The 15,507-nt window shown below is 48.1% G+C and carries 7 protein-coding genes and 1 tRNA gene; 2 read left to right on the plus strand and 6 right to left on the minus strand.

The genetic code is table 11. The annotated features are described in order from the left end of the window. Positions 1–74: 74 nt before the first annotated feature. Positions 75–5,195: a PVC-type heme-binding CxxCH protein gene (locus V144x_RS16020; protein WP_144986129.1), complete on the minus strand. Its 5,121-nt coding sequence runs from the start codon at positions 5,193–5,195 to the stop codon at positions 75–77. A 215-nt stretch (positions 5,196–5,410) separates the two neighbouring features. Beyond that, positions 5,411–6,733, minus strand: coding sequence for a DUF1501 domain-containing protein (locus V144x_RS16025; RefSeq protein WP_144986130.1), 1,323 nt, complete (start codon positions 6,731–6,733; stop codon positions 5,411–5,413). 183 nt (positions 6,734–6,916) lie between these two features. Between V144x_RS16025 and V144x_RS28420 the strand changes: the two genes are divergently transcribed. Continuing rightward, positions 6,917–7,093 carry a hypothetical protein gene (locus V144x_RS28420; protein WP_197998462.1) on the plus strand — a complete coding sequence of 59 codons (177 nt, stop codon included), beginning with the start codon at positions 6,917–6,919 and terminating at the stop codon, positions 7,091–7,093. 750 nt (positions 7,094–7,843) lie between these two features. Here the strand turns inward: V144x_RS28420 and V144x_RS16030 are convergent. The 3 genes from V144x_RS16030 to V144x_RS16040 form a co-directional block, all read right to left on the minus strand. Next, positions 7,844–7,917 (minus strand) — tRNA-Arg (locus tag V144x_RS16030). Positions 7,918–8,111: 194 nt separating this feature from the next. Beyond that, positions 8,112–11,432 (minus strand): outer membrane protein assembly factor BamB family protein, encoded by a 3,321-nt coding sequence (locus V144x_RS16035; protein WP_197998463.1) that lies wholly within the window; start codon positions 11,430–11,432, stop codon positions 8,112–8,114. 66 nt (positions 11,433–11,498) lie between these two features. After that, complete coding sequence (locus V144x_RS16040) at positions 11,499–12,899, minus strand: neutral/alkaline non-lysosomal ceramidase N-terminal domain-containing protein (RefSeq protein WP_144986132.1); 1,401 nt, start codon at positions 12,897–12,899, stop codon at positions 11,499–11,501. A gap of 554 nt (positions 12,900–13,453) precedes the next feature. On the opposite strand from V144x_RS16040, the gene V144x_RS16045 reads away from it, so the two are divergent. Beyond that, entirely contained in the window at positions 13,454–14,410 is a 957-nt protein-coding gene (locus tag V144x_RS16045; protein ID WP_144986133.1) for an MJ0042-type zinc finger domain-containing protein, read from the plus strand. Between the two features lie 25 nt (positions 14,411–14,435). On the opposite strand, the gene V144x_RS16050 is transcribed toward V144x_RS16045, so the two are convergent. After that, entirely contained in the window at positions 14,436–15,452 is a 1,017-nt protein-coding gene (locus tag V144x_RS16050) for a hypothetical protein (protein WP_144986134.1), read from the minus strand. Positions 15,453–15,507 lie beyond the last annotated feature (55 nt).

The following is a 15,507-nucleotide window of genomic DNA, read 5'->3' on the forward strand; positions in this document are numbered from 1 at the left end:
ATGAATAATCCATCCGCAGCCTCCTATTCATGATGCCATTTGCAGTAAATCTATTGGTGAAACGCTGATCATGATTAATGATGGTGATGGAATGCTGCGTCTTTTGCGTTTCCACCTGAGAGTACATACGCAAGCAGGTCGAGGATTTGCTCTTTATCCAACGTATTGAGCAGGGCAGCCGGCATAATGGAGACGGGTGAGGAACGTTGAAATTCAATCGAACTCTTCGGAACCTTCTGCTCTTTCACTTGTGGCGGTCCCGTTACAAGCGTCAACGATGATTCATCTTCAGAAACGACGTTCCCGTTGAGACTTCGTCCATCTTCCAAGAGGAGCAGTACTGTTCTGTACTTTTCCTCAATTTTGCGAGAAGGCTCAAGAATTTCCCCCAGGATTGCTTTGGCGTTGTGCTTATGTTTCTTGACGACTTCATCGAGATTGGGGCCAATGGAAAGATTCTTGCCAAGGATGACGCTGTCCTTGTTCAATTTGTGGCACTGTGCACAAGCAAGTTTTGTGAAAAGTTCCTTCCCCCTCGAAAAATTCCGATGTTGTCCCACACGTTTCAAATCTGTTTCCAGGTCAGCCATTTTCCATGGGGTAATTTTAGTAACCTGTTCCGGATTTTTAGCAAGAAACTCCTTAAGATTATTGGTGACATACATGGTGCCACGCATCATCATGTGGTGACCGGGAAACGAGCAGATGTAAGGGTACGCACCTTCTTTCGTCGGAGCGACGAACTCAATGACCTCTTCCTGACCATGGTCAACAAGTTTGCTGGCCCAGAGAATTTCTTTGCTCTCCGGAACAAAACCGACCGAAAATCCGCTGGCTCCCAAAGCAATCGCCTTCAAGCCAACTTCGTCAGCCTTACCCGGATTGACCAGCATGATGTTGTGAGGCATATAATCCGGGTTGGCAAACGTGAGTTTCACCTTCTTACCAGGCTTTACGGTGAGTTTCGGCACGTCATACCTCATGCGTTCACGGACCGTACCAATGCGAATTGTCGTGAGTTCAGGTGTATCACTCAAGATACCTGACTTTTGCGTCGCCGCTTCCTCCGATTCCGCAATCACACCGCCACGCATGGTGCTTTCGACGTTGAACCATAAATGCTTCACCGTGTTCGCGGCAATGCGCGCGTGCGGCTCGGGAGACTTTAAAAGCAACCCCAGTAATTCCAGATTCCGATCGTTGTGTTGCTGATGCAACCAGAGTGCTTCGAGTAAGTGATGCGCATCCTCTTTTTTGTTCGGATCAAACTGTTTGATCCACTCTTTCGTGGCAGCGAGCACTGCATCTGAATCGCGTTCACTCAATTCGACACGGGTGCGATGGCGAATGCCATCGATGGGTGATTTCAGATTGTCGAGTAATGCGGCTATCGGCTCGCCGTCAATGGCGACCGGCTTTTGCAGTGGACGTCCCTTGGCAGTCATTCTGTAAATGCGGCCATGCTTATGATCGCGGTTAGGATCACGCACGTTGTGCTGCATGTGGCCGATGATCACGTTGTGCCAGTCGCAGAAATACAGCGAGCCATCAGGAGCAAAAATCGCATCAGCGGGGCGAAAATTTTTGTCTCCGCTCATCATCAGACCTTTTGATTTGTCTGCCGTTTTGGAGCCATCGGCATTGAGTCGCATGACCGTCAAGTCATCACCGGCAGGCTCTCCCCACACGGTTCCTTCCTTGGCATTTCTTACCAGGTCATAGTGCTTGATGCCCAGAAAGCCAATCACGTTACAGATCAGGAAGTCACCTTGCATTGACTCAGGGAAGTGGGCACTGCTGACTACTTCGCTGGCTGTTACAGGCCGTACTTCTTTCTTCAACAGCTCATGCATTTTGAACCCGGACTTTTCCGGACGAACCTGATACGCGCGGCCGCCGGTACCGTCGGTCGCGTAGTGATAACCCCAGTAGTCAAACGAGATGCCGTGCGGATTCGGTGAATTGACCGCATGCATCGAAATGGTGAACCGCCGCGGATCGAAACGATACATGGCCGACTCAGCGGCCTGCAAAGAAGGTCCCCAGGGGTGTTCGTGGTTATGTACCATGAAAACACCGCTCTGCCAGTAAATCGCACCATCGGGTCCATAGATCAAATTATTCGCAGCGTGATGCGTATCAGAAGAATCGAGGCCTTGCAGCATCACGGTGCGAACATCGGCCACATCGTCGCCATCAGTATCTTTCAGGAACACAAGTTCCGGCGCGGAAGCAACCAGCACACCGCCATTCCAGAACTCAAATCCCAGCGGATTCTGAATTCGGGCAAACTCGGTCACGCGATCCGCTTTGCCATCGTTATTGTCATCATGCACAATCAGCAATGCATCGTCCATCTCTTTCAGAGGTTCCCACTTGGGATAGGTTGGCCAGACAGCGGCCCACAGGCGGCCTTTGGTATCGAACTGCATTTGCACCGGGTTGACTAATTCAGGAAACTGTTTTTCATTGGCGAACAGGCTGACCTCAAACCCATCAGCGACAGCCATATGCTTGATGCCTTCCTCACCACTAATGTAGTTGAGGTTTCCCTCTTTAATCGCACTGGAACTCTTACTGCCTCCACCCACATTCGAAATCACCTTAACCGGCTGTGGTACATTGCTATCATCGACTTTAAATTCCTGACCTTTGGCAACCGCCCAGACACGCGCATCACGATTCATGGTCATCACGTCCAACATCGACAGCTCGTGCTGCAACACCTCGGCGTTGGTTTGATCGTTCGTAAACTTCAGAATGGAACGGCCACCCCAGACATCATTGCCATCACGGGCGCGATAACGGTTATTCCATTTATAATTTTTATCCAATATAGCCGAACGCAGGGGCTCCATCGTGTGCGACGCGGTTACCTGATGACCAGACAGTGCAGAGGAGATGACTTCGGCCAGCTGCTTGTTACCTTCTTCCGTCAGATGAACTCCATTGATTGTCAGAGGCGTGCTCGACTCTTTATACATCTGCAGAGAAGGGTGAAACAGGTCAACATACGCGACTCCCGCTTTTCGGGCTGCGGCTGCGGTGGCTTTGGTGTAGGCCTCAAGTTGTATGTTATGCGCCTTACCGTCAGGCACATTTTTGTTTCCGGTGTCTTCATGGGCAATGGGACTGAATAACACAATCCGCGGAAACGATTTCCCATTTGCTTTTGAACCACGGGTCTTTTTGACAAAATCGATGAGTTTTCTTTGATACTCGCCAGCTTTTTTCACACCTTCAAATGATTCGTTGTAGCCGAAGAATGCGAAGACGACGTCCGCCTTCACATGTCGTAGATATTCGGTAATCGTAGCGGCACCTTTGCTGCGCGGGAACGAATCCACACGATCGCCACTCGCGCTCATGTTACGAAAACGTACCTGTTTACCTTGCAGTTCATTCTGCAACAGCGTTTCCAGCCATCCGTCATGCTGCATCCGATCAGGTAGTCCATTGCCGACAATGGCAACGACGTCACCTTTCTGAAAGGCAAAGGGAATCGGATCACGGTAGTTTGCCGGCACGTCAAAAAGTGTAGGGTCAGCGGCCTGACTGTATGACTTCGAACCGACTGACTTCGAAGTCGACTTATAAGGGACACCCGGTTTTCCATTGAAGGTTAGATAATTCTTCTTTCCACTGTTCTTGACGTCAATCTCCATAGTAAATGGAGCGGCCACTTTCGTCAGCCGGAACACCGGTTTGCGATTCGCATCCAACAGCGTCAGCGTGAAATCTTCCAAGCGGCCTTCAAATCCACTACGGTTCCAGATACCCACCTTTTCCACGTCGACAGCCCGACCGAGATCAACTTCCCACCAAGGGTTCCTGGTCCCCGCATTGGCAGTATGAGTCTGTCCCCCTTTACCCCAATCAGAGCTTTTATTGCCATCCAACGCCTTGGCAGCGACTCCTGGTCCCATTGTGCTTGACTGCGTCGCCTTGCCGTCCTTCGCAATATTTTTTCCACCGCTGATGACTTCGACTTCCGCCAGCGTTAGAATGCGTTTATTGCCCGGCAGTTCGATGCGAACAAATTGTGCCGGCTTACCAGTTACAAGTTTTGCCTTTGAATTTGATTTCTTTTTTGCCTTCGCAGCGTTCTTTTTTCGAGAGGATTTCTTTTTGGAGTCTGTTCTTTTGGTGTTGTGGTTGGCAGGAATCGGGCTCGTATAGCCGGCATACGCTTCCGGTTTGATCCCATGCGCGTAAGTCCCGAAGCCAAATGTATTCGGCTCAAACGGCCCGACAAAAGCAACGTTGGCGTCCGCCTTGATCGCGTCTTCCATTCCCAGCGCCCAGAAACAGGCGTTGACCAGCATTCGACGGTATCCCTCATTCAACAGATCTTCAGGTGTCCCATACAATGTTGTAAATACGCGTCCCTTCTTACCCGATTTTGAGGTATATGTTCGCGTCCACTCCGAAGGCATCGGCGGCTTTGTCTTGTCGGCAGGAGAATCCGGCTTCATACCGTTCAAAGGCTGGGCCATGGTTAATACTTCACCATCGGTAGGCTTGCCGACATAACCGCCCGCCTGCACCCAGATGTCTTTCACACCACGCAAAATCGGATGTGTCTGCTTGCCGTCAATGATTGTGATGCGCGTGCTCTGCTTATGGTTGGTTCCATAGTGCCCCACCCAGGTCTGTCCCAGCACCTGGTGTCCAAAACCCTTCTCGTAGTCCTTGTCTTTACTGTTATAGGAATATTCTGAAAAAGGAGCACTAGCGGGCATATTGAACGCGTGCGTCGCGGTCCGCATGCCAACCACCGGACCACCGCGTTTGAGGTAATCATCGAAATGCTGCATCTGTTCTTTGGGTAGATTCTGAAACCGCAGAAACACAACCGCAAGGTCCGCCGTCTTGAGCGCTTCCATGCCAGGAATATTGGAGTTGCCTGCTACGATTTCGCCTGTTTTCGGATCTATGTTAAACAGCACGGTACACTTGAAACCGTGATGCTTCGCCAAAATTCGCGCGAGTGCGGGCAGCGATTCCTCAGAGCGGTATTCATGATCGCCTGCGAGGAAAACAATGTGCTTTCCTTTCCCGACTCCCTCAGTCCCTTCAAAAACCAGTGGTGCTGCGCTGGCGAAGTTGGCAATAAAGAGTGATAAGCACAGAGAAGCGGTCCAACAGGCGGATTTCATTGAAGAGTCTGCAATGAGGCTGAGATATTGTTTCATTGTTCGAGCATAATCCGTAAAAAAGAGCGAGGTGTATCGGAGTGTAAGTTGTGTAGATACTACCAGTTTAGTTACGCACCAGGGCAGAAGCTAGGGTTTCGCTTCCGATCCGCCAAAAAAAGAAGGGCATTCAGAAAAGCAGAGCAGAAGGAAAGCGATTTAGAACGGAAACAGTTCTAGTCTCAGAAACCGAACCAGTGGGATGACATCACGTTTCAGATCAATTCGGTAATCAAATCCCGGCGTTCCAGAATATACCGGGGCCTGCCGCTATGATCCGGGAACGTTGTGGCTGGGTCGATGCCCAGATGGCGATACAGCATCGCCAGCACATTTTCAGGACGATAGGGGGCGTCCGCCGGTGTGCCACCTTTATCATCGGAAGCGCCAATCACCTGACCGGTTTTGATTCCGCCCCCCGCCAGGGCAACGCTCATTACGCGTCCCCAATGGTCGCGACCGGCATTCTTATTGAATTTCGGAGTCCGGCCAAATTCGCCCATAGCAACCACCATCACTTTTTTGTCGAGACCACGTTCATGCAGGTCTTCCACGAGTGCTGCAAACGCACGGTCATAAGGGACGCCCTTTTCCCGCATGCGTTTGACCAGATCGCGATGATCGTCCCAACTGGGGCCGGTCACGCGCACGGAAGCCACCGTCACACCATGCTCTACCAAACGGCGTGCGAGCAAAATATTCTGGCCAAAAGCGGTCCTGCCATAGCGGTCGCGTGTGTTCTGATCTTCCTGAGACAGATCGAAAGCTTTGCGGGCTGCATCACCTGCCACCATCTCGAAGGCTTCTTTTGTGTATTGATCAATGGCATCGCCGACGCCTTTGTTATCAATAATTTCGCGAGTGGCGTCGAAGCCCTTAAGCAATGACTGGCGATCCCGCATGCGCTCTGCGGTCAGACCGCGTAACAGAGTCAGGTTGGGGACCTCGAAGTTATTGGCATCCGCATCACGGGCCGTGATGAAGGGATTAAACCCCTTACCCAACCAGGCGGCGCGACCAAAACGCATATCGCGTGGCAAAGAGACATACGCCGGAATTCCCTCTGCATTACTGCCACGGACTCGGGAGGTAATACAACCGAGACTCGGCATCTCGTTATCATTGTTTTGCCGATCGCGCAGATAATAACCGGTTTGGGTCAAATGGCTGCTCGTGCGATGACTGCCGGAGTTGTGATGAATCGAACGGATAATCGCCATTTTATCGAGTACCCGCGCTTGCGCTTCCATGAACTCGCTGAACTGCACACCAGGAACCACTGTGTTGATGGGACTGAGCGGCCCCCGATAATCAGAAGGCGCGTTCGGCTTGGGATCATAGGTTTCATGCTGCGTCGGCCCACCCGCCAGTTCCAGAAAGATGATCGCCGTATCCTGCTTTGAATGTCCCCGTTCCACAGCATGTGCCTTGAGACGAAGAATGTCGGGAAGAGAAAGGCCCATCAAGCCGGTCAAACCCGCTTTCACAACAGACCGTCGTGAGATGCCATCGCAAAATTCGGTAGTGCGTCGAGACATTCCTGCTCCTTTCCCTGGTGAGAGCGGCGGGATTGATGCGGGGTCAGCAATCATTGCCTAAAGGTGGGACCATTACATATCTACGTTTATCAATATAACTAAATCGGCACCACACATCAACACTTGTTAATATATCTAGGCAAAATTCCCAAGATTTTGCATCTAGATGTACCATGAAACATAATGCCCCCAAAAGTCACAGACCTCGTAGGTGTCGACCCGCCTCACGACATCCCCACCGATTCACATCCACATCGGCAACACGCAAAACCATCCGCATGCCTCAACGCAAACACGTCAACCCCGCGGGCTGACACATGGATCAGCCTCTACATTGATCACCGATCACCAATGCGTTAGAAATATTCGTAGGGGTCGACCCATGTGTCGACCCGCCGCGCGACATCCCCACTGATTCACACCCACATCGGCACCACGTAATACCATCAGCATGCATCAATACAGACACATCAACCCCGCGGGCTGACACGTGGGTCAGCCCCTACGATATTTTTTATCCGGATACTTAGGTCCTCCTCTGTTTTTGCAGTTCCCGATGTTCATCGGAGGGTGGTTCGTTGCGGTCGTGTATAATGTGAGGGAACGTTTTCTTTAAAGGGATCTTCCCTGGTTGAAAGATCTAGTCCCACTGGAGCGTGTGGTTTAAGTGCTGGGCCAGCGTTGTTTTTCGAATTTAAAATGAGAGCTGTGATTATGGTTTGTTGGATTTTGGTTGACTCGGTATTTCTCTTAATTGCAACACGATCGCTTCAAGCAGATTTGCGCAGTTTTGTCTCGGATATGGTAAAACGACATGTTAAAAAGCTCTATTTTTTGTTGAAAATGATCCGAAACGGGTTCTTCCATACTGCACATCCTGAAGTGGTTTTGGTGGCGGTCTCTGAAATTTGTCTCTTTCCAGGGGTTTTTATGGTGCTGAGAATTTCAGGGGAGCAAAACTTCATCGGCGAAATTTCACTGCCTCGCGCGCGCGACGCAGAAATTAAGAGTTTCGAAAACGGGAGCCCCCCGTCAAGACGAAGATCGACACTTTTTTTGAGGGGAGGAGGGCAGATGAGCCCTGTGATCACTTGCGGATCACTGAAGAAATACGCCCGAGTGGATTCGAACCACTGACCTACGGATTAGAAGTCCGTTGCTCTATCCAGCTGAGCTACGGGCGCAAAAGTAATAGCTTGACACTCATGCGGTCAGGTCAGTTCACTCTGGAACCCGCCTTGACCGGAAAGGGATTTTAACTTGAAAGTGTTTTCATTCTCAAGACTTATGACTCAGAATGCTTGATCTGATTTCAAAAAAAATCGCATCTTGTAGAGAGAGATTACCAATTGATGAAGATCCACGACTTCAAATGAATCTATTTTGCAGGATTGACTTGATTTTCAGGTGTCACTGCCGTCTGAGCATCGCGAAGTTGTTTGACATCGATGGGATCGTCGGTCGTCCATTGGCTCACTTCCGGCATATGCACCATGCCAAAGGAAGTCTGCAGAGGATAATTACAAATGCAGCCGGTTGAAAAGCAGGGGATGCTTAACAGACCGTTCGCGGCCACAAGGCTGTTGCTGCAACCTGAGCGTAGATTACGGAGACTGAATTCTTTCTTCTGATCCATATCGACATAGGCGGCACAATTGTTTCTCAAAAATAACAGGTTTTGATTTCCGACCGTGTAATTACAGCCGCTACGTTTGAAGAGCGGTTTTTTCGAAATCTGCTTGCCTGTGAACAGATCGTACTTGACGCCTGCCTGATTAATAAAAGAATCGTCATACAGCAGTAACGGTTGCAAGCCGATTGGTTTTTCCCAGACTTTTTTACCAGTCGTGGCATTCAGGGCTTGCATCTCTTTTAATTTTCCCGTGTAGAGCAATTGAGATTTTTCAGAAAAGGCAGACCAATCATCATAAGGACGAATCGCCAATGGGCCGCGGCCTGTCATGACCCGATGACCATATTCACGTTTGAATTTCCACTTGAGAGTTCCGTGCTTTGGATCGAGGGCCAACACTTCCGATGTGAACGTCTCGGGGGCGGTGCCGCGACGTTTCATTTGATCGGCTTTTAGGGGGGAGATGGAATCGGTACAGAACACCAAATCATTACCAAGGACCAGAGAATGAATGTTAAATCGTTCTTTCGCCACAATCGACCAGAGCTGTTTTCCCGATTTTCGGTCAAAGGCAACAATCGTTTTGGCATCCCACAATCCGGTTTCAATCGCAGGATGACTGTGCCCTTTGGGAAGATCGAATCCAATGGCAACCAGAATCAGAGGATCGTCTACACGTACATCGACCACACCCGGCACTCCTGTCAATTTCGGATCGAGCTTGCAGGGAAGTGTTTTGATGATCGAACCATCTTCGGGATTGAGGATGACACATTCAGAATTCCTGCCGACAATGATTGCATGAGGCAGCGTTGCAAAACGAACAACTGTTGTTCCGGTATCAAAGTTCCACAACAGTCGACCGGTGTAAGCGTCGATCGCTGTCAGGCGTTTGGCACGATCGTCGAAGGCGACCAGCCGGCCGCCACCAACTTGTGGTTTGACGCCTCGACCATAGTCTTTGAACTTATGGAACCCATAACCGGGTCCATCTCCATACCATAAAATTCCCAGGGGGGCTTTGACGAGTTGATCGCGAGAGAAATAAGACCGAGCGGCATCAGAACATTCGTGAGTCCAGTCAGACGAACCGGGCAGGGCTCCCTTGCGCTGCAGAACGACCAGATCGTTCTGTCGCTGAACTTTCCAATGTGCTTTGTCGAGACTGGATGTCATCTTTTCTATCAACGTCTGGTTGGCATCATTCACCTTCAGGCAGGCGACGCCCCCGTAAGGACGAACCGATTTGAGCTTCTGAGGCAGCGCGACTGCATTCTTCGCAGCAGGTGTCGGATCAATGACCAGATCGGCCAGATAGTGAGGCAATGGAAAGGTGTCGGGGTCGGCGTGAATGATCTGGACTTCCCCGTTATAAACGCCGACGTCGTGGAACTTTTTCCGCAACCTCTTAACAAGCTCGATGTCGTCCTCGATCACAATGGTCCGAACACTGGCGACCTGCCGCAATGCATCTGGCAGCGATTCGGACTCTATACCACGTATTACAATATAACCCGCTATTAGAGGACCCTCAGAACCCACTTTGATAGAACTTGCATCTAGATATTCAAAAGCAAGCTGGATATCTTCAGCTGAAATTCTCGGTAATGGTACATGCGCCTGCTTCAGCCACTTGTGTTTCTGTGGCTCGGTCTGAAAGCAGTGCAGATATCCGTTGAGACAGGAAACAATCAAACGTTGATTGGCAACGATCAGCGAACCAACGGGCTGAGTCAGTTTGTGTTGCCAGATGACTTTGGCCGACTTTTGATCTTTGGCTATTTTTGCTGCAAATAAGGTTTTACCAACATGAGCGTACAATGTGTTTCCGGCTTTAATGATCGAATGGGTCTCATCTTTCCCCAAACCGGTATCCAGTTTCCAAAGCAAAGGGGCTTCCCACTTGGCTGGTTTGACGGTCTGCGCGCCATGTTTTTTCTCATACAAACTTTTCGTAGCTTGAGACAAATCGTACGCGTAGACCACTCCCTTATCGACACCGTAACAAATCCCTTGATCATACACAGAGCGAAAGCTGCAGCCAGGCATACTCTTATAGGCATCAAAGGGACCCTCAAACTGATCTCGTTTGAGCGTGCTCCAGGATTTTGGCGCATCCTTGCCGGCATCGACCCAGCGATTACCGACCTCGCGACCGTCTGCCAAGTTGACAACACCGGAATGACCGACCAGAAGATAATCTCCCGCGGCTATCACCCGAGAGTCACCATTGCGATAACCTTGCACAAAGTAGTGCATCTTGCCGGTCTCGGGATCAATCCGTGCCGGCATGGACCGACCATTGGGAACCACCAGCATCTGATTGGCAATCAGACAGTAACCTTGAGGCGAGAGACCTGCTTCGTGCAGATAATTATGATCGATGCGTACGTTTTTCAAGTATTGAATTCTCTGGTTAATCCATTTTCGTTTTCCCGTTTTGATATCAACGGCACTCAAATACGTTCCCATGGAGGGCCAGATTCCGGCACCGAAGAAAACCACTCCCTCTTTCACTACAGGAGCTCCTCGAATGGGCCAATACGAAATTAATCGATCGTTACCCAGATGCCAGCGTTCCTGATGAGTATCGGGAGCGCCTTTGATTTTCCAACGTAATTTACCATCAGCAAGATTCAGACAATATAGAAAGCCATCATCCGAACCAAATATTACATTTTGATCCGAAACAATGGGAGCAAATCGGGCCGGACCGTTCGTGTAAAACTTCCAGCGTTGATCGCCCGTTTTGGCATCATACGAGGTGAGACTTCCTTCCAAAGGTGATCCCACCAGAATATGGTTACCAACTGCTACCGGTTCATAGGCGAAATCGAACTGCAGACGTTCTTCGTTTGGCCAGGCCACCTGATAAGCAGGCAACCTGCGCGACCAACCGGGGTATAATTTTTCTGGTAGTACTTCTGATGTGACACCGGTCCGCTCAATGTTGCCTCGCCACATCGGCCAATCGGCGGCTTCTGTATTTCCACTACCACCGCTCAACACACATAGGAGCAGACAACAGTAAGTGATATAAATAAATGTTTTTCTTTGACACAACATAATATACTTTCGCAAGCAAATCGCCTGTTTATTGAAACTTAACGTGGGGAGACCGCAGTTCAAAACTTACTGAGCCTCTTTGACAAGTTCGTGTATGCGACGCATCAGAATATCTTCGGTGCCTTTTGACCAGGGACCGGGTTGATTGTAATAGATCATCGAAAAGTCATATTCGTATCCACCTTCGGCCCGCATGCGCTCTGAGGCAACATAACCAAAAATATCATTGGCATAAGCGGTGATCCAAACCAGATCACTTTTGATTTCTTTCTTTAGACGAAGTGCATAATCGACGACGACTTCTCCCCCCAGAAAGATCATGGTTAATTGATTACCAAATTTCCAGACTTGTATCGGAGCAGGGTAGGTTTCAGGAAGATGTCCTTTTTGCTTATAAATCGCCAGCATATTCTCTGCATGTTTTTTGACTTGCTCTCGTTTATTTCCGAGTGCTTTTTTCAATTGTGCTTCTGTGGGACGCTCAATGGGAAGGTTGGCAACACCATAGGATGTCTTGATTGGAGAATTGATTTCCTGCATGGGCTGTTTCAAAAGACGAGAGACTTCCAGAGCAATTGCTCGTCCATGACCAATGGCCAGATCTTTGGCGACATTCTTATTACCTCGTATGGGATTCTGATCCGCACCACAACCGATGGTACAAATTGCGGTGACATCGCCATGCTGTTCTTCAATGTATTTTGCCGCATAGCCAGCCCAGTCACCATTCAACCGATTGTAATCACTACCGAAAGTCGTACAGTGACAGGCATAATTGAAAACGACCCCTCGCAGTTTTCCTGAGTCATCGGTAACTTTAATCAACGGTAGACTATGATCAACGGGTCCTTCTGGATTGAATCCAAACCCGCTCCACTTGCCATTCTTCAACATGCGACGGTTTTGGGCAAAGCTTACTTTACCGGAAATGACCGACATCTTTCCAGGGCGAAGATCCTGAATGGCTCTTCCTACAGATTCTACGATTTGTGTTTCGACCATATCCCAATATTTTTGTGAAGCCTGCTTTTGCTCACTCGTCATCGGAGTTGAAAAGATATTCGATAAGCCTTCGACCGGGTGAGGAGCGGTATGGGAGTGGGTACTACAAACCACCAATTGATCGCGGTTCATTCCATACTCTTTTTTCACCTTTCCGGCAACGCGATCAACAAAACTCCCCGCAAAGCCAATGGAATCAATGGAAACCAGCGAACAGATTTTTCTGTCTGAAGTTTTGATGGCAACTGCACGAATATAAAGAGGCTCATCAATGCCTTCATAAACTACAGCACGGTTTCCATAACCAGAAAGCCTCAATGGGACTTCGGGAGTAATTTCCGTCTTTGCAAAACCAAAAGAAAATGTTGTTTCTGCAGCTGTAAGAGTTCGCTGTGTAGAGAAACTGGATCCCAAGAGGAGAAACAGAACAGGAAATGGTAGGAATCTTTGAATTATCAAAAGCATTACATGAGCCTGGAAAAGTGGTCAATCTTTATAGCCAAGTATTGTTTTCATTATGACATAAACAATCATCGATGTGAACTAGTCCTCACTGTATTGGGTCCTGCATCTTGATTTTTCTTAGTATTTTTTCTGATTCTGCTGCTCTTTATTTGATAGCCTCTCATTACAAGCCCTCCTTTGCCTGAAGTTTGATCTTAAGTTATTGACCAAAAAACAAAGCCCATCAAATTGATACTGTCGCGCCAGAAACAGATACCATTCAACGGGCTTTGTTATGGTATTGATCCTGCAGCGTTCCGATTTTGTTTTCTTTTTTGAAATTTTTTTCATTCATGACAGGTATCGTTTCTTTCGATCCTGATTCTGCTAATGGAAAGTGTGAATTTTATAATTGATTTTCTGGTATGTATTGTGTTTTTATTACCCTATGGATAACAATATAAACTACTGGTTGGTGAATCAGCATCAACAACCCTCATGCAATATCCTTCCTCTGATCCCCTTAAAGATTTAGAATTACTTACATCAAGATTTGATACTGGGAGTTAAAAGTCGTGTCGGGACTAACAGTCACTTGCCCTCACTGCCAGACAAAAGTCAGGCTCAAAAGCTCTAAAATGCTCGGCAAAAAGGTCAATTGTCGAAGTTGTGAAACCCCTTTTGTGCTTAAAGCAGATGGCCAAAAGAAATCCCAATCAGCTCGTAGACCCAAAAGCGAGGATCTCGAAGAGAGCGGTGCGAATTCCTATGATCCCGAACGGATTCGAGCACGTCGTTTAAAAAAACGTAAAAGTACCTCAGGGTCAAAGAGTGTTGCAAAAGACTCCTCTTCAAAAAAATCAAAGTCATCAAAAAAGTCCGACTCTCAGATACCACTTCCTCTCCTTATTGGCGGCTGTGTTCTGGGCCTGTGTGTCACAGCAGGCCTGATCTACTTTGTCTATTCAATGGGAAGTTCGTTGAATTCTGGCGCAACAGCCAAGAAAAAAGCGGCAGCGCCGGTTAAATTTGCCAAATTTGAACCGGAAGTAGGTGATTTTGGTTGTGAATACCCAGAGGGATGGACCGTGAAAAATGGTGGAGGAAAAGGGGGAGTTCAAAGCTGGGCACAATTCCTTTCTCCAGATGAAAGCACCAAAATATCAATTCGAGGAAATATGACAGGAGCAGCTTTGGGAGGCGCTGGCATCTCTATGACACAAGGTGCTGATGCTGATGAGATTGAACCTCCCGTTGTGGATATTCATCGTTTAATGAAAATCAAATTTTCCGATGATTACCCAAACTATGAAGAAATCGGGGCTCATCAATTATTCAAAACCAAAATGGGGGATACTTGCTCATCTATCTTTACCACCAAAACGATGTTTGGAGGGAAACAGAAAGGCTACCGTGTTACCTTGCTTACAGGGAGAGTCCAGTTTAATTTGATTTGCCTTTGTGACGAAGGGCTATTTGAACAAATGCGTCCCACTTTTGATAAGGTCGTTCAAACCATTCATGAAAAATAAGGCTGAGCTAGAAATCGCTCGTTTTTCATCCCCAATGCCAAGCGAAGCGTTTTTTGAAATGATGATAATACAGGCCAATCATACGCAGCGCAACAATTTCCAGATACAGAATGATCCCCATCATAATGATAATTCCCACGACACCTAATTGCATGGCCGTAATTGTGGTAAAAATCTGAAAAACAGCCGTGATAAAAATAGCACCTGCCGTGAAGAAATAAGCAGCCATTGATCGGAAGATTGTTATGATCATTAAATCAATTCGAAAGACGGTTTCAAATCCACCCACGGCGACGCATAACGCAAGAATGGGCCAGAAAAACAGTCCCGCACAATAGAGAAAAACGAACACACCAAGATGAAAAAGCGGTAAAAAATCAGCAAGTTCCTGAGGAATGAGATTGGGTACACCGCCACCAGCCATATCTTCAACATAGAAATAAATCGCGAATCCCAAATAAAGATAAGCTGGTAAATGGACTAGCAACCAAGTCCCCGCCCATTTGAGCATTGGAATGAAATAGCCTTCTTCCGGGCTTAGCTCTGGTAATTCTTTGCGTCCAGATGTCGCTTCGTAGATTACACTAAATCGATAATTACTATACCACCCCAGGATGATGATATAGCCAAATAATCCAAATCGCCCCCCATAAGGTAATACCAGATCTCGTAAACAGAGCAGGATCCAGATAAAAACAAATGTGAACAAATTCGCGGGATCTAACAGAAAGAGGAATGTCTCTTTCAAATCCTGGACATAATTATTCGTCTTTTTTCGGGTGACTGGGCCATCTTCGTCTCCCTGATATTTTTCTGCCTTGACCATCGGCTTTCTGACAACCCGCCGAATGGATTTTGATTTAGCCTCCAGTTCAACAGCATCATCTAACAGTTTGGAAAAATCATCGTCATTGTGATCCGTTTCTGGCTCTGGAATTGTGATCGTTTCACCACACTCTTTGCAACGCATACGCTTACCGGCTGCTTCATCACGAACCTTATACTTCTTTGCACAAATATCACAGCTTACTTTGATGGTCATTCTGGTTGCCTACAATGGAAAATGAAACAGAAATCATGTGCTCCCGATTTCAACG

The organism is Gimesia aquarii (assembly GCF_007748195.1).
Classification (GTDB): domain Bacteria; phylum Planctomycetota; class Planctomycetia; order Planctomycetales; family Planctomycetaceae; genus Gimesia; species Gimesia aquarii.